This is a genomic window from Plasticicumulans acidivorans, assembly GCF_003182095.1.
Classification (GTDB): domain Bacteria; phylum Pseudomonadota; class Gammaproteobacteria; order Competibacterales; family Competibacteraceae; genus Plasticicumulans; species Plasticicumulans acidivorans.
The window spans coordinates 267039-288368 of sequence record NZ_QGTJ01000004.1 but is presented as its reverse complement, the minus strand read 5'-3'; the positions used below and the strand labels follow the sequence as shown (position 1 = coordinate 288368).

20 protein-coding genes are annotated in these 21330 nt (G+C 66.8%); 6 read left to right on the top strand and 14 right to left on the bottom strand.

Annotated elements, in window-relative coordinates; all coding sequences use genetic code 11:
- Positions 1 to 55: 55 nt before the first annotated feature.
- Positions 56 to 751, bottom strand: coding sequence for an aquaporin Z (aqpZ, locus tag C7443_RS09135; RefSeq protein WP_110018286.1), 696 nt, complete (start codon positions 749 to 751; stop codon positions 56 to 58).
- Between the two features lie 272 nt (positions 752 to 1023).
- Between aqpZ and C7443_RS09130 the strand changes: the two genes are divergently transcribed.
- Positions 1024 to 2628 (top strand): alkaline phosphatase D family protein, encoded by a 1605-nt coding sequence (locus C7443_RS09130; protein ID WP_110018285.1) that lies wholly within the window; start codon positions 1024 to 1026, stop codon positions 2626 to 2628.
- A 50-nt stretch (positions 2629 to 2678) separates the two neighbouring features.
- Here C7443_RS09130 and C7443_RS09125 read toward each other — a convergent pair whose 3' ends face one another.
- The 6 genes from C7443_RS09125 to icd all read right to left on the bottom strand — a co-directional run bounded on the left by C7443_RS09125 (position 2679) and on the right by icd (position 9481).
- Positions 2679 to 3056, bottom strand: coding sequence for a hypothetical protein (locus C7443_RS09125; protein WP_110018284.1), 378 nt, complete (start codon positions 3054 to 3056; stop codon positions 2679 to 2681).
- Positions 3057 to 3165: 109 nt separating this feature from the next.
- Positions 3166 to 4401 (bottom strand): MFS transporter, encoded by a 1236-nt coding sequence (locus C7443_RS09120; RefSeq protein ID WP_246004604.1) that lies wholly within the window; start codon positions 4399 to 4401, stop codon positions 3166 to 3168.
- A gap of 129 nt (positions 4402 to 4530) precedes the next feature.
- The gene (locus tag C7443_RS09115; RefSeq protein ID WP_110018282.1) at positions 4531 to 5205 is read right to left on the bottom strand and encodes a LutC/YkgG family protein; all 675 of its coding nucleotides are present in this window, start codon (positions 5203 to 5205) and stop codon (positions 4531 to 4533) included.
- Positions 5202 to 6641 carry a LutB/LldF family L-lactate oxidation iron-sulfur protein gene (locus tag C7443_RS09110; RefSeq protein ID WP_110018281.1) on the bottom strand — a complete coding sequence of 480 codons (1440 nt, stop codon included), beginning with the start codon at positions 6639 to 6641 and terminating at the stop codon, positions 5202 to 5204. Before C7443_RS09110 ends, C7443_RS09115 begins: the two co-directional genes overlap by 4 nt.
- Before the next feature lie 9 nt (positions 6642 to 6650).
- Positions 6651 to 7430: a (Fe-S)-binding protein gene (locus C7443_RS09105; protein WP_110018280.1), complete on the bottom strand. Its 780-nt coding sequence runs from the start codon at positions 7428 to 7430 to the stop codon at positions 6651 to 6653.
- A 287-nt stretch (positions 7431 to 7717) separates the two neighbouring features.
- A complete protein-coding gene (icd, locus tag C7443_RS09100) occupies positions 7718 to 9481 on the bottom strand; it encodes an isocitrate dehydrogenase (NADP(+)) (protein ID WP_110018279.1) in 1764 nt (587 codons plus the stop codon).
- Positions 9482 to 10006: 525 nt separating this feature from the next.
- On the opposite strand from icd, the gene C7443_RS09095 reads away from it, so the two are divergent.
- Both C7443_RS09095 and C7443_RS09090 read left to right on the top strand, forming a co-directional pair.
- Positions 10007 to 10336, top strand: coding sequence for a hypothetical protein (locus tag C7443_RS09095; RefSeq protein WP_146213275.1), 330 nt, complete (start codon positions 10007 to 10009; stop codon positions 10334 to 10336).
- 3 nt (positions 10337 to 10339) lie between these two features.
- Complete coding sequence (locus C7443_RS09090; RefSeq protein ID WP_110018277.1) at positions 10340 to 11290, top strand: hydrogen peroxide-inducible genes activator; 951 nt, start codon at positions 10340 to 10342, stop codon at positions 11288 to 11290.
- A gap of 4 nt (positions 11291 to 11294) precedes the next feature.
- On the opposite strand, the gene C7443_RS09085 is transcribed toward C7443_RS09090, so the two are convergent.
- The 4 genes from C7443_RS09085 to C7443_RS09070 form a co-directional block, all read right to left on the bottom strand.
- Positions 11295 to 12386, bottom strand: coding sequence for a 5-(carboxyamino)imidazole ribonucleotide synthase (locus tag C7443_RS09085; RefSeq protein WP_110018276.1), 1092 nt, complete (start codon positions 12384 to 12386; stop codon positions 11295 to 11297).
- A complete protein-coding gene (purE, locus tag C7443_RS09080; RefSeq protein WP_110018275.1) occupies positions 12383 to 12883 on the bottom strand; it encodes a 5-(carboxyamino)imidazole ribonucleotide mutase in 501 nt (166 codons plus the stop codon). Before purE ends, C7443_RS09085 begins: the two co-directional genes overlap by 4 nt.
- A gap of 197 nt (positions 12884 to 13080) precedes the next feature.
- Positions 13081 to 14601 (bottom strand): acetaldehyde dehydrogenase ExaC, encoded by a 1521-nt coding sequence (gene exaC, locus C7443_RS09075; protein ID WP_110018274.1) that lies wholly within the window; start codon positions 14599 to 14601, stop codon positions 13081 to 13083.
- Between the two features lie 541 nt (positions 14602 to 15142).
- Complete coding sequence (locus C7443_RS09070; protein WP_110018273.1) at positions 15143 to 16099, bottom strand: complex I NDUFA9 subunit family protein; 957 nt, start codon at positions 16097 to 16099, stop codon at positions 15143 to 15145.
- A 225-nt stretch (positions 16100 to 16324) separates the two neighbouring features.
- Here C7443_RS09070 and C7443_RS09065 point away from each other — a divergent pair, with 225 nt between their 5' ends.
- The 3 genes from C7443_RS09065 to C7443_RS09055 all read left to right on the top strand — a co-directional run bounded on the left by C7443_RS09065 (position 16325) and on the right by C7443_RS09055 (position 18394).
- Positions 16325 to 17125 (top strand): sulfite exporter TauE/SafE family protein, encoded by an 801-nt coding sequence (locus C7443_RS09065; protein ID WP_342774223.1) that lies wholly within the window; start codon positions 16325 to 16327, stop codon positions 17123 to 17125.
- A gap of 22 nt (positions 17126 to 17147) precedes the next feature.
- Positions 17148 to 17597 (top strand): hypothetical protein, encoded by a 450-nt coding sequence (locus C7443_RS09060; RefSeq protein ID WP_110018272.1) that lies wholly within the window; start codon positions 17148 to 17150, stop codon positions 17595 to 17597.
- A gap of 98 nt (positions 17598 to 17695) precedes the next feature.
- Positions 17696 to 18394 carry a YoaK family protein gene (locus C7443_RS09055; RefSeq protein ID WP_110018271.1) on the top strand — a complete coding sequence of 233 codons (699 nt, stop codon included), beginning with the start codon at positions 17696 to 17698 and terminating at the stop codon, positions 18392 to 18394.
- A 12-nt stretch (positions 18395 to 18406) separates the two neighbouring features.
- On the opposite strand, the gene C7443_RS09050 is transcribed toward C7443_RS09055, so the two are convergent.
- From C7443_RS09050 to C7443_RS09040, 3 genes are all read right to left on the bottom strand, one after another.
- Positions 18407 to 19276, bottom strand: a complete 870-nt coding sequence (locus C7443_RS09050) for an HpcH/HpaI aldolase/citrate lyase family protein (protein ID WP_110018270.1) — start codon at positions 19274 to 19276, stop codon at positions 18407 to 18409.
- Positions 19273 to 20163 carry a DMT family transporter gene (locus C7443_RS09045; protein ID WP_110018269.1) on the bottom strand — a complete coding sequence of 297 codons (891 nt, stop codon included), beginning with the start codon at positions 20161 to 20163 and terminating at the stop codon, positions 19273 to 19275. Before C7443_RS09045 ends, C7443_RS09050 begins: the two co-directional genes overlap by 4 nt.
- A 99-nt stretch (positions 20164 to 20262) precedes the next feature.
- A complete protein-coding gene (locus C7443_RS09040) occupies positions 20263 to 21237 on the bottom strand; it encodes an HpcH/HpaI aldolase/citrate lyase family protein (RefSeq protein ID WP_110018268.1) in 975 nt (324 codons plus the stop codon).
- Between the last annotated feature and the right edge of the window lie 93 nt (positions 21238 to 21330).

Sequence of the window (21330 nt, the reverse complement as noted above, 5' to 3'; positions counted from 1 at the left end):
CACGAAACAGGGCGCCCGCGGGCGCCCTGCTGGTGTGCAGCACCGCAGTGCCGACTCAGTCTTCGCTGGCAACCGCCTTGTAAAGCAGCGCACCGATGGCACCACCAATGATCGGCGCCACCCAGAACAGCCACAGCTGACCGAGTGCCCAGCCGCCATCGGCGAACAGGGCCTGCGAGGTCGAACGCGCCGGATTCACCGAGGTATTGGTCACCGGGATGCTGATCAGGTGAATCAGCGTCAGGCACAGGCCGATGGCGATCGGCGCGAAGCCCGCCGGGGCGCGGGCATCGGTCGCCCCCATGATGACGAACAGGAACATCGCGGTCATCACCACCTCGCAGACCAGAGCCGCGGTGAGGCCGTATTTGCCCGGCGAATGCTCACCGTAGCCGTTGGCGGCAAAGCCGCCAACACTGGCGTCGGCCTTGCCGGTGGCGATCAGATACAGCACCGCGGCAGCGATGATGCCGCCGATCACCTGGGCAACGATGTAGGGCACGACCTCGCTGGCCGGGAAGCGACCGCCGACGGTCAGGCCGACGGTGACCGCCGGATTCAGGTGACAGCCGGAGATATGGCCGATGGCGAAGGCCATCGTCAGCACGGTGAGACCGAAAGCCAGCGCGACGCCATGCAGGCCGATGCCGACCTCAGGGAAGGCCGCCGCGAGCACGGCGCTGCCGCAACCACCGAGAACCAGCCAGAACGTGCCGACGCATTCGGCACCCAGGCGCTTTGTGAGTGTCATGTCTGAATATCTCCCAGAAAAATGGATCTGCGGACGCATGGCACGCCTCCCGCGCCCCCGCAGCCAACCATGGCCACCCCGCCGCTGCACTCCGACCTGCCGATGCTCACCAGGCCGGCGCTCCCGAAGGATGACAGACGGCGATGAACACGGCGTGAGTACAGCACAGCTTTCAAGGTGATTTACCTCACATTTTGCGGCGGTCATCAGGCTGCCAAAACCAGGCCTTAGCCTTGCGCGCCCATCACCGACCGTTTCCCGGAGATGGAACGATGCCTCACGATCACGACCGCCGCGAATTCCTCATCCGCTCGGGCCTGCTGCTGGCCGGTGCCGCCGTCGCGCCGTGGTGGCCGGCCCGCGCACACGCCACAGACAGCGATGCCGGCGGCAGCGGAGGCAACAGCGCCGGCGGGCAGCCAAGCGTCGCCCAGGGCCTGCAGATCGGCGACGTCACCCGCGGTGCCGCCATCGTCTGGAGCCGCACCGACCGCCCGGCGCGCATGTGGGTGGAAGTCGCCGACAATGCCGAGTTTCACGGTGCTCGCCGCGTACGCGGTCCGTACGCCACCGAGTCGACCGACTACACCGCGCGCCTCGACCTCACCGACCTGCCGGCCGACAGTGAACTGCACGTGCGCGTGCTGTTCGAGGATCTCGCCAGCGCCGGGCGCTTCAGCGAGCCGGTCACCGGCCGCCTGCGCACCGCCCCGGCGCAGCCGCGCAACGTGCGCCTGCTGTGGTCCGGCGACACCGCCGGCCAGGGTTTCGGCATCAACCCGGAATGGGGCGGCATGCGCATCTATGAAACCATGCGCCAGCGCCAGCCCGATTTTTTCATTCACTGCGGCGACACCATCTACGCCGACGGCCCGATTCCCGAGCAGAAGACTGTCGAGGACGGCCGTGTCTGGCGCAATCGGGTCACGCCGGAGGTCGCCAAGGTGGCGGAAACCCTCGATGAGTTCCGCGGCCGTTACCGCTACAACCTGCTCGACGAGAACGTGCGCCGCTTCAACGCCGAAGTGCCGCAGATCTGGCAGTGGGACGATCACGAAGTGATGAACAACTGGTCGGCCGCCAAGGACATCAGCGCCGACACGCGCTACACGGAAAAGAACGTGCCGCTGCTGCTGGCGCGGGCGACGCAGGCCTTCCTCGAATACGCGCCGCTGCGGCGCATGTATGACGTCGAGGCACAGCGGGTGTACCGGCGCATCAGCTACGGTCCGCTGCTCGATGTCTTCGTCGTCGACATGCGCAGCTACCGCGGCGCCAACAGCGCCAACCGCCAGGCGCAGCTGAGTGAAGCCAGCGCCTTCCTCGGTCGCCCGCAGCTCGGCTGGCTGCTCGACGGACTGCGCCATTCGCAGGCGACCTGGAAGATCATCGCCGCCGACATGCCGATCGGCCTGCAGGTGGCCGATGGCAAGAATGCCGACGGCAGCCCGCGCTGGGAGGCGATCGCCAACGGCGAGGACGGTGCGCCGAGCGGCCGCGAGCTGGAAATCGCCGAACTGCTGCGCGGCATCAAGGCCGCCGGCGTGAAGAACATCGTCTGGCTGACCGCCGACGTGCACTACACCGCCGCCCACCACTACGCGCCGGAACGCGCCGCGTTCAAGGACTTCGATCCGTTCTGGGAGTTCGTCTCCGGCCCGCTCAACGCCGGCAGCTTCGGCCCCAACGCGCTCGATGCCAGCTTCGGGCCGCAGGTGGTCTGGCAGAAAGCACCGGCGGTACAGAACACCTCGCCGTTCGCCGGCCTGCAGTTCTTCGGCGAGGTCAACATCGACGCCGCCAGCCGCGCGCTCAGCGTCAGCCTGCGCGATCTCGACGACAACGAGCTGTTCTCGAAGCGCCTGGAAGCGGTGTAAGCCGCACCCGGTCCGCGCCGCCCGAGGCCCGGGCGGCACGGCGAACGGTCTCAGGCCTCTTCGGGCTGGGCCTGCCCGTCGGCGAGGATGCCCTCGCCGCGCAGCCAGGCCTTGAAGCCTTTCATCACCGGCCGCGAGATCATCGTCTCGGCGTTCAGCCGCTGCTCGTAGACCTCCATGATCAGCGCCTCGTCGCGGCCGGCGGCAGCGCGGGCGCGCTCGATCAGCGCGTGCACATCGGCGCCGAGCAGGCGACCGGGACGCTCACGCACGACGTCATAGACCGCCGCCATCACGGTCTTGTCATCGGCGTTCATCTTGCATTTGCCGTCGATGATCTTGAGCATCAGCGTGGTCACGCAATCGAGCTGCAAGGGCTCAAGCGTGGTACGCGCCGCCCAGGCGGCGGCGAACGTCGGTGTGGTCATGAATGTTCCTCCGCGAGCGACGCTCCGCCGCCCATCCGCAAGTTGCCGTATCGCGTGGCGTATCTGATGACAAAGCCCGTCCATCCGGCAAGCCGCGGGCTGCGCAGGCTCAGGCGGGCTCGGCCGCCAGGCGTTCGCGGTGCAGCAGTTCCGGGAACCAGCGTATCCACAGCACCACCACCAGCAGGGTGCCGAGGCCGCCGAGCAGCACCGCCGGCACCACGCCGAGCAAAGCCGCGGTGACGCCGGACTCGAACTCGCCGAGCTGGTTGGAGGCGCCGATGAATACCGAGTTGACGGCGCTGACGCGGCCACGCATCGCATCCGGCGTTTCCAGCTGCACCAGGGTGCCGCGCACGACGACACTGACCATATCGGCGGCGCCGAGCGCGAACAGCGCCAGCAGCGACAGCAGGAACTGCGTCGACAGCGCAAACACCACGGTCGCCAGGCCGAAGGCTGCCACCGAGCCGAACAGGATGCGCCCGACATGGCGTTCGAGCGGCTGTCGCGACAGCCACACCGACAGCAGCAGCGCACCGACCGCCGGCGCCGAGCGCAGCAGCCCGAGCCCCCAGGGTCCGGTGTGCAGAATGTCGCGCGCATAGATCGGCAGCAGCGCAGTGGCACCGCCGAGCAGCACCGCGAACAGATCGAGCGAAATCGCCCCGAGCACCACCGGCCGGCTGCGGATGAAGCCGATGCCGGCGAAGATCGAGGCCAGACCGACCGGCTCTTTCACCGGCTGCGGCGGCGTGTCGTAACGCACGCCCTGCACCAGACAACCGGCCAGCAGAAAGGCCGTCGCCGCGACCAGGTACACCACTGGCGCACCGAGCGCATAGAGAAAACCACCGAGTGCCGGGCCGAGGATGATCGCGGTCTGCATCGCCGCCGCCGAGGCAGCGATCGCCTGACCGAGCCAGGCCGCAGGCACCAGCGCCGGCAGCAGCGACGCCATCGCCGGGTATTCGAAGGCGCGCGCGGCGCCGATGACGACGATCAGCGCATAGATCCCGGCGACCGGCAGCCAGCCGCCGAGACTGCCCAGCGCCAGCAGCACGGCGGCGATGCCCTCGATCCACTGGCAGTTGCGCGCCACACGACGGCGATCGAAGCGATCGGCGACCTGACCGGTCACCAGCACCAGCAGCAGCGCCGGCAGGAACTGCACCAGGCCGATCAAGCCGAGCGCCAGCGCGCTGCCGGTGCGCGCATAGACCTGCCAGCCGACAGCGACGCCGCACATCTGGTAGGCCATCGCCGTCGCCACGCGAGCCAGCCAGAAACGGCGGAAGACAGGGTGCGTACGCAGCACGGCATGGGTCGCGGCGGGAACGGTCATCGGGCAGCGCATCCATCGGCGGACGAGAAAGCGTGCCAGTCTAGCCAGCGTGCGGCGATGACAGTGCAGCGATCAGGCGATGCCTGCCATGCGCTAAGCGCTGCACCGCCCGGGCAGCGCCCCGCCGCCTCACGCCCCGAGCAGGACGATATGCAGCTGAATCGGCCCGTGTGCGCCCATCTGCAGCTTCTGTTCGATGTCGGCCGAGCGTGACGGGCCGGTGATCAGATTGATGGTACGCGGCACTTCCCCGGCGGACTCACGCCGCCACAGCGCGAAGGCCTCCTCGTAACTGGCGAGGACACGCGTCGCGCTGAGCACGACGATGTGCAGGTCAGGCAGGAAATTCAGCGAGGTCGGGCTGTGCGCGCCGGACAGCAGCATCAGCGTGCCGGTCTCGGCGATGCCGGCGAACGCCGGCGTGACGCTGACCCGGTCGCCCTGCCGTGCGGCCCGTGCCTGCGCCTGCAGACCGGCGCCCTGCCAGTCGAGCCCGGCGATCGCAGCGGCCGGAGCACAGACCAGCTGGCGCGGCAGCGCTGCCGCATCGACGATGCCGGCAACCAGCGCCGGCACCTCCGCGGCGGCCTCGACGCGGTGCACGAGCGCGGCGGCTTCGCTCGCCATCTGCACGAACAGCGCGAGCTGCCCTGCATGATCGAGCGCCGCCGCCCGCGCCGGGATCAGATTCGGCCGCGGTGCCGCCAGGCGCTCGGCGCAGTCCGCCAGCGCATCACCGCTGAGCGCGCCGCGGCGCAAGCCCTTGCGGATATTGCCGAGGATCAGCTCGCGACTGCCGCTCATCGCTTGCCCTCCATGCCCGCCGCGCGCTGGCGCTCGGCCCACAGCGCCTGGAACGTCCGCCCCTGCGGCGCCGGCATGTCGCGCCAGGCGCTCCAGCCGCCAGCCAGCGGCAGCGAGCGGATGCGCCGGCTGCGCCCGCCCAGCCAGCGCAACAGGCGTGCGCCGAGACGGGTCAGACCGCAATACAGCGCCGGCCGCCGCGTCAGCCAGGCCCAGGCCCTGAGGCCGAAGCGATACCCCTGCGGCGTCAGGTGGCGCTCAAATTCACGCGCACGCCAGTTGCGCAGCAGCCGCGGCAGCGGAATCCGCACCGGACAGACGCTCTCGCAGCGACCGCAGAAGGTCGAGGCGTTCGGCAAATGGGCGGCGTGCTCGATGCCGACCAGTTGCGGCGTCAGCACCGACCCCATCGGCCCCGGGTAGACCCAGCCATAGGCGTGGCCACCGATCGCGCCGTAGACCGGGCAATGGTTCATGCAGGCCGAGCAGCGGATGCAGCGCAGCATGTCCTGCTGCTCACCGCCGACCATCTGCGAGCGGCCGTTGTCGAGCAGCACGACATGAAATTCCTCTGGCCCGTCGAGGTCCTCGGCGCGCCGGCCGCCCGCCGAGAAGGTCGTATAGACGCTGATCTCCTGCCCGGTCGCCGAGCGTGCCAGCAGGCGGATGAAGGTCGCCGCGTCTTCGAGCGTCGGCACGACTTTTTCGATGCTGGTGATGGCGATGTGCACGCGCGGCAGCAACTGCGTCAGATCGCCGTTGCCCTCGTTGGTGACGATCACTGTCTGCCCGGTCTCGGCGATGCAGAAATTGGCGCCGGTGATGCCGACGTCGGCGCGCAGGAACTTGTCGCGCAGGATCTCGCGGGCCTCGTTCATCAGAGCGCGCGGCTCGGTCTGCCGTTCGTGCTTGCCGTATTGCTGATGGTGCTGGTGGAAAGCGTCGGACACCTGATCGAGGTTGACGTGGATCGCCGGCGCGATGATGTGACTCGGATGCTCGCCGCGCAGCTGAATGATGTACTCACCGAGATCGGTCTCGATCGGCTCGATGCCGTGCGCAGCCAGATGCTCATTGAGGCCGATCTCCTCGGAGACCATCGACTTGCCCTTGGTGACGGTCTTCGCCCCGGCCCGCTGACAGATGCCGAGGATGATCGCCCGCGCCTCCTCGGCATCCCGCGCCCAGTGCACCTGCCCACCCTGGCGCTGCACGCTGGCTTCGAACTGCTCCAGGTAGTAGTCGAGGTGCTCGATGATGTGGTTTTTCAGGTCGCGGCCGAGGTCACGCAACGCTTCGAACTCGGGCAGGCGCGCCACCGCGGCAGCGCGCTTGCCGGGAAAGCCGGCCTTGAGGTTGCCGAGGGCACGCTGTAGCGCAGCATCGTGCAGCGCATGTGCAGCATTACGCGGAAAATCGGGGCTGGTCAGTTGCATCGCGATCCCCTACTCGCCATCGCCGATCGCCGGTTCGTCAGCAACGCCGGCCAGCACCTCGGCGACGTGGCGCACACGGATGGTCGAGCCCTCACGCTTGAGCTTGCCGGCGATGTTGAGCAGACAACCGAGGTCGCCGGCGAGCAGCGTGTCGGCACCGCTCGCCACAATGCTGGCGCACTTGTCGCTGACCATGCGGTTGGAGATTTCCGGGTACTTGATGCAGAAGGTGCCGCCGAAGCCGCAGCAGATCTCGGCTTCCTCCATTTCCTTGAGCTGCAGGCCGCTGACACTCGCCAGCAGCTTGCGCGGCTGAGCCTTGACTCCCAGCTCGCGCAGCCCCGAACAGGAATCGTGATAGGTCACACAACCGGCGTAGTGCGCGTCGACCTGTTCGACACCGCAGACATCGACGAGAAAGGCCAGCAGCTCGTAGCTCTTATCGGCCAGCGCCGCCGCCCGCACCTGCCAGGCCGAGCCGGCCTCGAACAGCTCGGGGTAATGACGCAGCATGCCGATGCACGAACCGCTCGGCCCGACGACGTAGTCACAGCCCTCGAAGGCCGCGATCAGCTGTTCCGCCAGCGCCCGCGCATCCGCGCGATCCCCAGAATTGAAGGCGGGCTGACCGCAGCAGGTCTGTACCGGCACTTCGACATGGCAACCAGCATCTTCCAGCAATTTGACCGCCGCAAAAGCCACCGTTGGCCGGAACAGATCGACGAGGCAGGTCGCCAACAACGCAACCCGGCGGCCAGCGGCTGGCGCACGCTTCGTGGATTCCGTCATGCGGGCTCCTTTTGGTTTGACCAATTTACCAATCTTCAAATCAGTCTAACACGAGCCTGAGAAAATTCCGTTCGTTATGCACCTGAGCCGTCCAACTCGTGGTCAAGCCGTCGCACCCGAGACAGCCAGCCCATGCTGGTACTGCGGCAACGTATAGCCCGGAACGCCGCGAAAAGCTGCGAAGCCCGCAACGATGTTTCGACAACGGCAAAAAAACAGCGCCGGCACCACCCCTGCGGGTGATGCCGGCGCTGTATCGACTACAGGCCGATCAGGAGCCGGTCAGCTCACTCGGTGCCCCAGCCAAACTCTTCGACGGTGCGGAACAGGTCCATGTCGGAGACCACGCCCACCGGCGTGCCGGTGGCACCGACGACGACGCGACGGATATTCGCTTCGACCATCGTCGTCGAGGCCTCGGCCAGCGAGGTATCGCGCGCGACCATGATCAGCGGACGGTTGGCGATCTCATTGACCGCGACGCGCGCCGGCGAGCGGTTGGCATTGATGATTTTCCGCATGACGTCGCGCTGCGTCATGATGCCCCACTGGCCGCTGCTGTCGGGCTCGACGACGACCGAGCTGATGCGCGCTTCGCGCATCATGTGCATGACTTCGGCAACGCTCTCGTCACCCTTGACGGTGACCACCTTGTGCATGATGTCGGAGACCGCGTGCGGCTGGCGGCCGGCGTCCTTCATCGCTTCGGCCGGATTGGCCGCGCGCTGCTCTTCGAGCTTGGACTTCTCCGCCTCGACCTGGGCGCGATGCGCTTCGGCGACGGCAACCAGCTCGTCGGTCTTGCCGCGGATCTTGGCGATCAGCAGGTCGCCGAATTCGCTGGTCTTGACCTCACGGGCACCCGGCATCTGGCGAGCAAAGTCGTAGGTCACGGTCTTGTCGGCGATGACCTTGGTCAGCGCGGCGTTGATCAGATCAGCCGCTTCCTGCCAGCCCATGTACTCCAGCATCATCACGCCGGAGAGCAGCAGCGAGCCCGGATTGACCTTGTCGAGGTTGGCGTACTTCGGCGCGGTGCCGTGGGTGGCCTCGAACACGGCGACGAAGTCGGCGATGTTCGCACCGGGGGCGATGCCGACGCCGCCGACGTGCGCCGCGGCGGCGTCGGAGAGGTAGTCACCGTTGAGGTTCAGCGTGGCGAGCACGGAGAACTCGGCCGGACGCAGCTGCAGCAGCTGGAAGATGATGTCGGCGATGCGGTCCTTGATGACGATCTTGCCTTCCGGCTGCACGCCACCGTAGACGCTGTAGAGCTCGTCTTCGGTGATGGTGACATCGCCGAACTCGTCACGGGCGACTTCGTAGCCCCAGTTGCGGAACGCACCTTCGGTGAACTTCATGATGTTGCCCTTGTGGACAAGCGTCACGGAGTCTTTCTTGTGGTCGATCGCGTAGCGGATGGCCTTGCGCACCAGGCGCTTGGAGCCGAAGGCGGACACCGGCTTGATGCCGATACCGGCGCCCTCGAAGAACTCGGCGCCCATTTCCTCACGCAGGAACTTGGCGACCTTCTCGTTCTCCGGCGTGCCGGACTTGTATTCGATACCCGAGTAAACGTCCTCGGTGTTCTCGCGGAAGATGACGATGTCGACCATCTCCGGATGCACCATCGGCGACGGCACGCCGGCGTAGTAGCGCACCGGGCGCACGCAGGCGTAGAGGTCGAGCTCCTGGCGCAGCGCCACGTTCAGCGAGCGGAAACCGCCGCCGACCGGCGTGGTCAGCGGGCCCTTGATCGAAACGATCAGGTCTTTCAGCGCTTCGAGGGTCTCTTCCGGGAAGTAGTTGCCGTCATAGATCTCGGCGGCCTTCTCGCCCATGAACAGCTCGCACCACTGAATCTTGCGCTTGCCGCCATAGGCCTGCTCCACCGCGGCATCCCATACGCGCAGGCACGCGCGGGTGATGTCCGGGCCGATGCCATCACCTTCGACGTAGCCGACGATCGGCTCATCCGGTACGTGCAGCTTGCCGTCGACGACGGTGATCTTTTCACCGGTGGTGGGCATCTTGATGTGCTGGTAAGCCATGAGACCTCCTTCCTCGTCCGCTCGTTGGGCGGACTGCATGAACACGCGGCGCGCCAGGCTGGAGTCATTGATGATTCGTGTCGCGACCCCCATAAAGTGGCCGGAAGCGATAGGCGCTGCATGTGTCTGCGGTCTGCACTCAGGCGCGGGGTTGCATGTAGCCAACCTCGACCGTGCGACGCGCGCGGAAGACAGGGCGACCGGATGACGATGTGCCCCATGCAAACAAGTACGCCGAAACGCTCCCAACCTGTCGCCCGGCTTGATGATCTTTGCTTGTACGCCGGGTGCTCCAGCCGCCGGCAAAACTACACGCAAACACCGGGGGTGTCCATGCTGCAACATGCACTGCGCAAGCGTGCGGGAACCACCATGCGAACGCGTTTCGGCAGGCATCGGCGGTGCTTGCACGCGCTGCCGCAACACTTCGCCATTCGCAACACGGCGGCCGCGCGCGCGCCTTTCGGCCGCAACCTTGTTGGTGCCACAAGCCACCGCTAACATCCTTTGCAGCCGCCACGCATCGTGGTCTACGCCAACGCATGGGCACGTGACGACTCCATCATGAAAAGGCTTGCGATCATCATCTGTCTGACGAGCCTGCTCGGTGCGGGCAGCGCGGCGGCGGCGGACGGCGAATGGGTACGCCGCGGCAAACCGCTGCGCCAGTTCCCATCCTGCTACCAGATGTGGGTCTGCACCGCCGCCGACAAACCGGCAGGACAGTTCAAGGGCATGCCACGTGGCACCTGGGGCACTTGCGACACTGCTTATGTCGCCGGAGGCGCGCAGAATACCGCGGAGAATTGCGAGCGCTGCCTGGCGCCGCCGCCCGATGAACCCTGCCGGCCCTGATCGATGACCCTGACTGAACTCCGCTATATCGCCGCCGTCGCCCGCGAACGCCATTTCGGGCGTGCCGCAGAGGCCTGCTTCGTCAGCCAGCCGACCCTGTCGGTCGCCGTGCGCAAGCTGGAGGACGAACTCGGCATCGTGCTGTTCGAGCGCGGAGCCGGCGAAGTCTCAGTGACGCCGGTCGGGCGGCGCATCGTCAATCAGGCGCAGCGCGTGCTGGAGGAAGCCGACGCCCTCAAGGCCATCGCCGTGCAGGGACAGGACGAGCTCGCCGGCATGCTGCGCCTCGGCGTCATCTACACCATCGGTCCCTATCTGCTGCCGCAGCTGATCCCGCGGATCAAGACCACCGCGCCGCACATGCCGTTGCAGATCGAGGAGAACTACACCGCCGTGCTCGCCGAGCGGCTCAAGCAGGGCAAGGTCGATGCGCTGATCCTGTCACTGCCGTTCGAGGAATCCGGCGTGCTGACGCTGCCGCTCTATGAAGAGCCCTTCGTCGTCGTCATGCCCTGCGGCCACCCGCTGGAACAGGAAGAGGAAATCACTCCGCACCAGCTCGCCGCCGAGGATCTGCTGCTGCTCGGCCCCGGTCACTGCTTTCGCGATCAGGTGCTGCAGGCCTGCCCCGAATGCAACCGCGATTCCGTCTCCGCCGAGGCCGATTCCATGCAGCGCACGCTGGAGGGCAGTTCGCTCGAAACCATCCGTCTGATGGTTGCCACCGGCATGGGCGTCACGGTGCTGCCGCAGACCTCGGTCAACGCCTACGCCCAGCCGCATGAGCTGCTCAGCGTGCGCCCCTTCGCCGATCCTGCGCCGCAGCGCATCGTCGCGCTGGCCTGGCGCAAGAGCTATCCGCGACCGGCAGCGATCCGCGCACTCGCCGATGCGGTGCGCGCCTGCCCGCTCGGCGCCGGCGTGACCCTGTTGACCCAGGCGGCGGCTGCCTGAAGGCTCAGTCCGCCACCACCAGCGGCTGCAGACGGCTCAGTGCCGCCGCCAGCGTCTGCGGCTCATCGGCACGCAAAGTGGCGTGTCCGACCTTGCGCCCGCCACGGGCCTCCTTGCCGTAGTCATGCCAGTGCAGGCCGGGTTCGGCGAGGAATGCCGCCGGCGCCGGCAGGCGGCCGATGAAGTTGAGCATCGCGCTGCAGCCGCGCGCCTGCGTCGCGCCGAGCGACATGCCGCAGACCGCACGCAGATGGTTTTCGAACTGCGAGGTCTCGGCACCTTCGATGGTCCAGTGACCGGAGTTGTGCACGCGCGGCGCCATCTCGTTGGCGATCAGCGTGCCGCCGACATCGAAGAATTCGATCGCCAGCACACCAACGTAGTCCAGATGTTCGAGCAAGGCGCGGGCGTGGCGCTGGGCTTGTGCGTCGAGCGCCGCCGCATCGGTACAGGGGGCTCGCGACAGGCGCAGGATGCCGCCTTCGTGGCGGTTCTCGGTCAGCGGATAGAAAGCGATCGCGCCATCGCGACCACGCACGGCGATGATCGACACCTCGCGCGTGAAGTCGACGAAGCCTTCCAGAATCAGCGGATATTTGCCGAGTTCATCCCACGCGGCCGCCAGTTCGGCGCGCTCGCGCAGCACGCGCTGGCCCTTGCCGTCGTAGCCGAAGCGGCGGGTCTTGAGCACTGCCGGCAGCCCGATCGCCTCCACCGCGGCTTCGAGCTGCTGCAGTGAATCGACCGCGGCAAAAGCCGGTGTGCCGATGCCCAGCTCGCGGAACAGCGTTTTTTCGCTGAGCCGGTCCTGCGCGCTGGCCAGCGCCTGCGGATTCGGCGCCACGGGGACTTCCGCGGACAAACGCTCCAGCGCCACGGCGGGGACGTTTTCGAAATCGAAAGTGATGACGTCACAGCGGCGGGCCAGTTCGGCGAGCGCCTCGACATCGTCGTATTCACCGAGGATCTGTGCCGCCACCTGACCAGCGCAGGCATCGCGCGCCGGATCGAGCACGACGAAGCGCAGCCCCAGCGGATAGCCGGCCAGGGCCATCATGCGCGCGAGCTGACCTCCCCCAACAATGCCGACGATCATGGCGTCACCCGCGGGTCGGGATCAGCCAGCACCGAATCGGTCTGCCGTTCGCGGAAGGCCCGCAGCGCGGCACGAATTTCCGGGTATTTGCCGCCGAGGATCGCCGCTGCCAGCAGGGCGGCGTTGATCGCCCCGGCCTTGCCGATCGCCAGCGTGCCGACCGGAATGCCACCCGGCATCTGCACGATCGACAGCAGCGAGTCCATGCCGTTGAGTGCCGCCGACTGCACCGGCACGCCGAGCACCGGCAGCACCGTCTTGCTGGAAACCATGCCCGGCAGATGCGCCGCGCCGCCGGCACCGGCGATGATCACTTCGAGCCCGCGCGCCTCGGCGCTGCCGGCATATTCGAAGAGCAGATCGGGCGTGCGATGGGCCGAGACGACGCGCACCTCGTGAGCGATACCGAGGGCGTCGAGCGTCGTGGCGGCGTGTTCGAGCGTGCTCCAGTCCGACCTGGAGCCCATGATGAGACCGACGAGAGGCTGTGCGTTCATCGCCGCATTCTATCGTCGACGCCGGCGCCGGCCAACGCACGGGCCTGCTGCACGGGCACGCCGTGGCAACACCCGCGTGCAGAAAATCCCCGCACCGCTCAAAAAAAACGGGGGCAACGATCACCGTTGCCACCCGGGCGGGGTGCAGCGGCCGCAAGCGACCGCTGCGTAGGCTCCTGAGCCTAACGAGTCCGTACTTAGAAGAAGCCCAGCGGGTTCTGACTGTAGGACACCAGCAGGTTCTTGGTCTGCTGATAATGGTCGAGCATCATCTTGTGCGTCTCGCGACCGATACCGGACTGCTTGTAGCCACCGAAGGCGGCATGCGCCGGGTAGTGGTGGTAGCAGTTGGTCCAGACGCGGCCGGCCTGGATGCCGCGGCCCATGCGGTAGGCGCGCACGCCGTCGCGGGTCCAGACACCGGCACCGAGGCCGAAGATGGTGTCGTTGGCGATCTCCAGCGCTTCGGCTTCATCCTTGAAGGTGGTCACCGACAGCACCGGGCCGAAGATTTCCTCCTGGAAGATGCGCATCTTGTTGTTGCCCTTGAACACCGTCGGCTTGATGTAGTAGCCGCGGCCAAGGTTGTCGCCGAGCTGGCTGCGCTCGCCGCCCACCAGGCACTGCGCGCCTTCCTGACGACCGATGTCGATGTACGACATGATCTTTTCCATCTGATCGGTGGAAGCCTGGGCGCCGACCATGGTGTCGGTATCGAGCGGGTTGCCCTGCTTGATGCGGCTGACGCGCTCGATGGCGAGCTTCAGGAAGTCATCGGCGATCGACTCATGGATCAGCGCGCGCGACGGGCAGGTGCAGACCTCGCCCTGGTTGAGCGCGAACATCGAGAAGCCTTCGAGCGCCTTGTCCAGGAAGGAGTCGTCCTTGGCCATGACGTCGTCGAAGAAGATGTTCGGCGACTTGCCGCCCAGCTCCAGCGTCACCGGGATGATGTTCTGCGTGGCAGCCTGCATGATCATGCGGCCGGTCTGGGTCGAACCGGTGAAGGCGATCTTGGCGATGCGGCTGCTGGTCGACAGCGCCGCACCGGCCTCGCGACCGAAACCGTTGACGATGTTGAGCACGCCTGCCGGGATCAGATCCTGGATCAGTTCGGCGAACACCAGGATCGAGACCGGGGTCTGCTCGGCCGGCTTGAGCACGACGCAGTTGCCGGCACCCAGCGCCGGAGCAAGCTTCCACGCCGCCATCAGCAGCGGGAAGTTCCACGGAATGATCTGACCGACGACGCCCAGCGGCTCGTGGAAGTGATAGGCGACGGTGTCGTGATCGATTTCGCCGATCGAACCTTCCTGCGCACGCACGCAACCGGCGAAGTAACGGAAGTGATCGATGGCCAGCGCAACGTCGGCGGCCAGTGCTTCACGGATCGGCTTGCCGTTGTCCCAGGTCTCGGCGACCGCCAGCATCTCGTGGTTCGCTTCCATGCGATCGGCGATCTTCAACAGGATATTGGAGCGCTCGGTCGGCGAAGCCTTGGCCCAGGCGTCCTTGGCAGCGTGAGCGGCGTCGAGCGCCAGCTCGACATCGGCAGCGGACGAACGCGGGATCTCGCAGAAAACCTGGCCATCGACCGGCGATACGTTCTCGAAATAACGACCTTCGACCGGCGCAACCCACTCGCCGCCGATGAAGTTGGCATAGCGCGACTTGAAGCTGATTTTGGAACCAGGCTCACCAGGCTTCGCGTAGATCATGGATGTGTCTCCGTTGTCCTCAGGGAATTTTGTTCGGCGGTCGCTCGCGGGCGACCTTGGCCAAAGGCTGGCCTGATCCCTATCGCAACGTTGATGCCAGCCCTGGCAGGTGACACACAAAAAAACATAAAACAAATTAAAATCAATATGATAAAAACGAGCACATGACAGATGCACAAGTTGTGCGCAACACGCCCTGCGCCAGCCGCGCAGCAGATTGTCACGGCGGGTTTCACTGCCTCTGAGACACGCTGCATCAGCGGCCCGGCAGATGACCCGATGCATGAATCAGCCGCCCCATCCACCCGGCGACGCACGGCCTGCCCTGGAGCACGGCTGATGGCGCAATGCCCTATCGCCACGGCAGCGCACAACACGACACCGTGGTCCGCATGGATTCAGTGGGACGTGCGGACAGGCTCATCCGCGAATCGTGGTGGTTCGGACCCGGTGCCCTAAACCACCACTGTGCCGATACCCGCCTGAAGGCGGGCACCGCGGCCGCACCCGGCGGATGCCGGCTGCGGCATGTGCGCCAGGCTCAGCGACCGGCCAGGTAGCGGAAACCGTCGTAGTCGCGACGGGCGGTGCGGCCTTTCATCGCCCGCGGCACGATGGCCTCGACCGAATACGGTGTGATGCCGAACAGCGCAAAGCCATCGCTGCCGCTGACCACACTGTCGACCTGCAATGAACGGTAGTTGTCCATCGTGAACGGCTTGCCCGGCAGCTTCTCGAACAGTGTCGCCTGCAGGCGGGACAGACCGTCGGGAAGGCCGATCACCAGGCGCTTCAGACCCATGACGCCGGCGATGTACTCGACCAGCTCCTTGAGCGTGTAGGTGCGCGGCCCGCCGAGATCGAGACGCTGGCCAAAGCTGCGCGGGTCGTCCAGCGCGGCAACGAAGGCCGCTGCGACATCCTCGACGTAGACCGGCTGAAAGCGCGCGTTGGGGCAGGCCAGCGGCAATACCGGAGCGAGCTTGAGCAGTGTGGCGAAACGTCCGAAGAAGGAGTCACCAACACCGAAGATCACCGACGGCCGGAAGCTGGTCACCGCCACGCCGTGCTCGGCGGCGGCATGCGCGGCATCCTCGCCCTGCCCCTTGCTGCGCAGGTAATCAGACGCGCCGCTGGCGGCATCGGCGTTGAGCGCGCTCATCTGCAGCAGGCGCGGCACCTCCGCCTCGACACAGGCCGCCGCCACGGTGGCCGGCAGCTGGGCGTGCAGTGCCGTGAAGCGCTGGCTGCCGTCCTCATTGAGGATTCCGACCAGATTGATGACAGCGTCGCAGCCGCGGAAGCTCGCGGTGAGGGTCGGCTTATCGAAGCTGTCGAGCTGACACAGTTCGACATCCGACTGTACTCCCAGCTCACGGCAGCGCTCGCGATAGCGCGTCAGCACCCGCACTTTGCGCCCGCTGTTGGCGAGCTGTGCGACCAGTGCATGGCCGACAAAGCCACTGCCACCCAAAACGCAGACTGTCTGAACCTTCATGCGTAATTCCCTGCTTGTCGTTGATCTTGGCTGAGCGGGTGCACCGGGACACCCGCCGAAGGGACCGTTAGACTCTCGCTCCTGTTCCGCAGCCCGCCCACATGGAGAAGTGCGAAAAACCGCGCGAAATGTAGCACCAAAGCTGCGACCGCGCCGGTCCGTCGACGGCGTGCGATCCCCTGCCCTTTTCCTGCCGCCTGACCCCGCCCGGGGCGGAGCCGTGACGTGCCTGACATCCTGCAATCGATCCTGTTCTTCCTCGCCGGCGGTACCGTTGCCGGCGTCCTCGCCGGCCTGCTCGGTGTCGGTGGCGGCATCGTCATCGTGCCGATCGTCGCCTTCTTCCTGCGCAGTCACGGCGCCGATCCGAGCGCGGTCATGCATGTGGCGATCGGCACCTCGCTGGCGACGATCGTCGTCACTTCGATTTCCTCGATCCGCGCGCATCACCGCCGCGGCGCCGTCAACTGGAATACGGTCCGCCGCCTGGCGCCCGGCATCGTCGTCGGCACCTGGATCGGCGCGGCGGTCGTCGATGTGCTGCCGAGCGCGACGCTGCGCATGATCTTCGCGCTGTTCCTGCTGAGTGTGTCGGTGCAGATGGCGCTCGGCCTGCAGCCGGCCGGCCAGCGCCAGCTGCCGGGGACGCTCGGCTGCAGCGGTGCCGGCGCGCTGATCGGCGCCGTCTCGGGCATCGTCGGCATCGGCGGCGGTTCGCTGACCGTGCCGTTCCTCAGTTGGTGCAACACGCCGATCCGCAATGCGGTGGCCACCAGCGCCGCCTGCGGCCTGCCGATCGCGCTCGCCGGTACACTGGGCTTCATCATCACCGGCTGGAATGCCCCCCTGCGGCCGGACGGGTGCCTGGGTTACATCAGCCTGCCGGCGTGGCTCGGCATCGCCTCGGCGAGCATGCTGAGCGCGCCGCTCGGTGCCAAGCTCGCGCACACCCTGCCGACTGCCGTCATCAAGCGCATCTTCGCTGCTCTGCTATGCCTGATCGGCATGAAGATGCTGCTGTCGTAGGCATCGTTCACGGAGCAACACCATGCACCCGTTCGCCACACCCTTCGCCCCGCTCTCGCTGCTGGCTGCCGCAGCCCTGCTCGCCGCCTGCGTGCCGGTCGCCGGCCCGCCGGGCTACCCGCCCGGCAACTACGTCGAGGAATGGAAGATCGTCGGCCTCGGCACCTCGACCTGCGAGCAGTTCAGCGCCACCGAGCGCGGCAGCCCCGAGCGCGAAGCCTATCGCCAGTGGCTGCTCGGCTATCTCTCGGCGATCAACACCGGCGCCCACTCGACCGCCGATGTCATCGACCGTCGGCACCTCGACTGGACCGACGGCGCCAAGCCGTGGAATTACATGGAGTGGCTGGAGGGCTACTGCAAGCCGAATCCCGGCGTGCGCTTCCACATCGCCGCGCGTGAAGTCGTCACCCGCGAATACAACGAGATGTACAAGCAGGAGCTGCGCGAGAACATGCGTGACGTGCGCTGAGCGGCGCCGGCTCGCCGCCCGCCCGCGGCCGCAACAGGCGACGCAGCGGCCGGGCTGGGGTTAACCTTGCTTTTTGCCAAGGATTTGAAGAGAACCCCATGCCCGCAGCCAACACCCCGGCGCCGCAGGCGACGGCCAAGGAACTGAGTCCGCCGGAGGTCATCGCCGGCGGTGTACTGCTCGCCGGTTCGGCCGGTTTCGTCAACGCGATCATGCTGACCTTCTTCCACCTGCCGGTCACGCACCTGACCGGCAATCTGTCGAAGATCAGCATCGATCTGGTCAATGGCAACCGCGACGACCTGTTCGCCGTGGCCGGCATCTTCACCGGCTTTCTGTTCGGCGCCTTCCTCTCCGGCCTGATCATCGGCAACCGCAACCTGCAGCCCGGCCGCCGCTATGGCCATTCGATGCTGATCCAGGGCGCCCTGCTGATGGCGGCGACCTTTCTGGCGCAGTACGGCTACATGCTCGCCGTGCCGCTGGCCGCCATCGCCTGCGGCATGCAGAACGCGATGGCGAGCAGCTACCGCGGACTGACGCTGCGCACCACCCACGTCAGCGGCATCGTCACCGACATCGGCATCCACCTCGGCCACCTCGCCCGCGAACGCCGCGTGCGCGACCCGTGGAAGCTCGCGCTGCTGAGCAGCCTGCTGGTGGCGTTCTTCATCGGCGGCACACTGGGCACGCTCGGCGCGCACGAAAGCGGACTCGGCATGCTCTACCTCGCCGCCTTCGGCAACCTGTTCGCCGGTGCGCTGTACCTGATCGTCTACCCGCACGCGCCACTGTGAGGCGACGCGACCTCAGACGCCGTGCGCGGCGATGGCATCGGCAAGCGCCACCAGGCGCTGCGCTTCGACCACGTGCAGGTGCTCGATCAGCCGGCCGTTGACCACGCACACGCCGCTGTCGGCGGCCTGCGCCGTGGCCCAGGCGGCGAGCACCGCCTGCGCCTGCTCCAGCGCCTCGGCATCGGGCGTAAACACCACGTTGGCCGCCGCGATCTGCTTGGGATGGATCAGTGTCTTGCCATCGAAGCCCATGTCGCAGCCCTGCTCGCAGGCCGCGATCAGCCCCGGCTCGTCGTCGATGTTCAGATAGACGCCATCGAGGATATCGAGGCCGTGGGCGCGGGCGGCGAGCACGCACAGACCGAGCGAGGTGATGAAGGCGGTGCGGTCCGGCGTATGCCGCGCACGCAGATCCTTGGCCAGATCCGAGGTGCCCATGACGATGGTGCTGAGGCGCTTCGAGGCGCCGGCGATGGCATCGATGTTGAGGATGCCGCGCGGCGTCTCGGCCATGATCCACACCGGCAGATCGGCCGGCGCACCGGCCGCCTCCAGCGCGGTGACGGCGGCGATGACCTGCTCCGGGGTGTCGACCTTGGGGAACAGGATCGCATCGGCGCCGAGCTTGGCGACGGCGTGGATATCCTCGTAGCCCCACGGCGTCGACAGCGCATTGACACGCACGATCACCTCGCGGTGGCCGTAGCCACCCTGCGTCAGCGCGGCGACGATCTGCTGGCGGGCCAGCCCCTTCGACGACGGACTGACCGCGTCTTCGAGGTCGAGGATCACGCCGTCGACCGGCAGGCCACGGGCCTTGTCCAGCGCGCGGGCATTGGCGCCCGGCATGTAGAGGACGGATCGGCGGGGACGCAAATTCATGCGACAACTCCTTGCGTTGACTGCACGGGGGTTCTGGCGAGCAGGATAACCGCCCAGAGTATGAAGAATCCGCCACAGACGCGGGCGACGGTCAGCGGTTCACCCAAAAAAACCGCGGCGCCGAGCACCGCGACCACCGGCTCGACGGTCGAGGCCATCGCGGTCGAGGTCGAACCGATGCGCCGCAGCCCGGCGAGAAAGGCGACGATCGCCAGCACCGTCGACACCAGCGCCAGCGCCAGCACCGCGCTCCAGCCGTGCAGCGACTGCGGCATGCGCCAGCCATCGGCCAGCGCCAGCAGCGTGCAGCTCAGGGCGCTGGCAGCGATGACGACGAAGCTGCCGGCCAGCGGCTGGCAGTCGCCCGCCGCCCGATCGCCGACCAGGATGTAGACCGCGTAGCCAAACGCCGAACCGAGCGCCAGACCGATGCCGCCCCAGGCGCCGCTGAGATCGCTGCCGACGGTGATCGCCAGGCCGAGCATCGCCAGCCCGGCAACCGCGCACTTGCGCCAGGTCGGCGGCTCGCCGAACAGCAGCACGTTGGCCCCCATCACCAGCACCGGATAGGTGTAGAGCACCAGCGCGACCAGCGCCGCCGAGGCCTGCGTCAGTGCCGAGAAGTAGCACTGTGCGATCAGCGTATACAGCCCGCCGCCCATCAGCAGCAGCGCCGCCAGCGTGCGCCCGCGCGGCAGCGATTCACCGCGCAGGCGCACCAGCACACCGAGGCAGACGCTCGCGGCGAGGAAGCGCAGCGCCATCAGCGCCGACGGACTGAGCCCGTCGGCATAGGCCACGCGGGCAAACAGCGGCATCAGGCCAAAGCCCGCGGCCGAGCCGAGCACGAGCAGAAATCCGATCAGGCGATCACGCGAAGCACTCACGATGCGACAGCACCCAGCAGCCAGGGAAACGGGCGATTGTGCCGCCCGCCCCGGCTGACTGCGAGCGTGTTTACGGCCGCGACGATCGCAGCAGCGGCATCAGTGCGAGGCGATCTGCGCCGCCTTCGACAGCAGGTTCTCGGCCATCTTGATCGAGGCGATGTCGATCAGCCGGCCATCGAGCGACACCGCGCCCTTGCCTTCGCGCTTGGCCTGCTCCATCGCTTCGAGGATGCGCCGCGCCTTGGTGACCTCCGCCTCCGACGGCGAGAACACCTGATTGGCCAGCTCGACCTGCGAGGGATGGATCGCCCACTTGCCCTCGCAGCCGAGGATCGCGGCACGCTTGGCGGCAGCGACATAGGCATCCGGGTCGGAGAAATCACCGAACGGACCGTCGATCGGGCGCAGGCCGTAGGCGCGGCAGGCGACGATCATCCGCGACAGCGCGTAATGCCACATGTCGCCCCAGTGGAACTGGCGCTCGGCATCGCCGGCGCCGCCGGTGAGGATGCCGTATTCCGGGTTGGCGCCACCGATCACCGTGGTGCGCGCGCGGGTCGAGGCGGCGTAGTCGGCGACGCCGAAGCTCATCGCCTCGATGCGCTTGCTGGCCTGCGCGATCGCCTCGACGTTGGCCATGCCGAGCGCGGTCTCGATGAGGATGTCGAAGCCGAGCTTCTTCTCGCGCTTCTTCGCCATCTCGATCTGGTTGACCAGCATGTCGACGGCGTAGACGTCGGCCGCGGTACCGACCTTCGGAATCAGCAGCATGTCGAGGCGCGGGCAGTTTTCGACGATGTCGACGACGTCACGATACATGTAATGCGTATCGAGGCCGTTGATGCGCACCTGCATCGTCTTCGTGCCCCAGTCGATGTCATTGAGCGCCTGGACGATGTTCGCGCGCGCTTTTTCTTTTTCGTCCGGAGCGACCGCATCTTCGCAGTCGAGAAAAATCACATCGGCCGTCGACGCCGCCGCCTTCTCGATGAAGGTGTAGTTCGAGCCCGGCACGGCGAGCTGGGAACGGTGCAGACGCGGGCGGGCGGGTTCGATGATGGTGTGGCTCACGGCAGCTTCTCCACAATTTTGGAAACAATTTCCAAATAAAGTGCGGTGCACTAAAACACAAAGCCTTTACCTCAAGCAAGCTTTCAGAGCAGC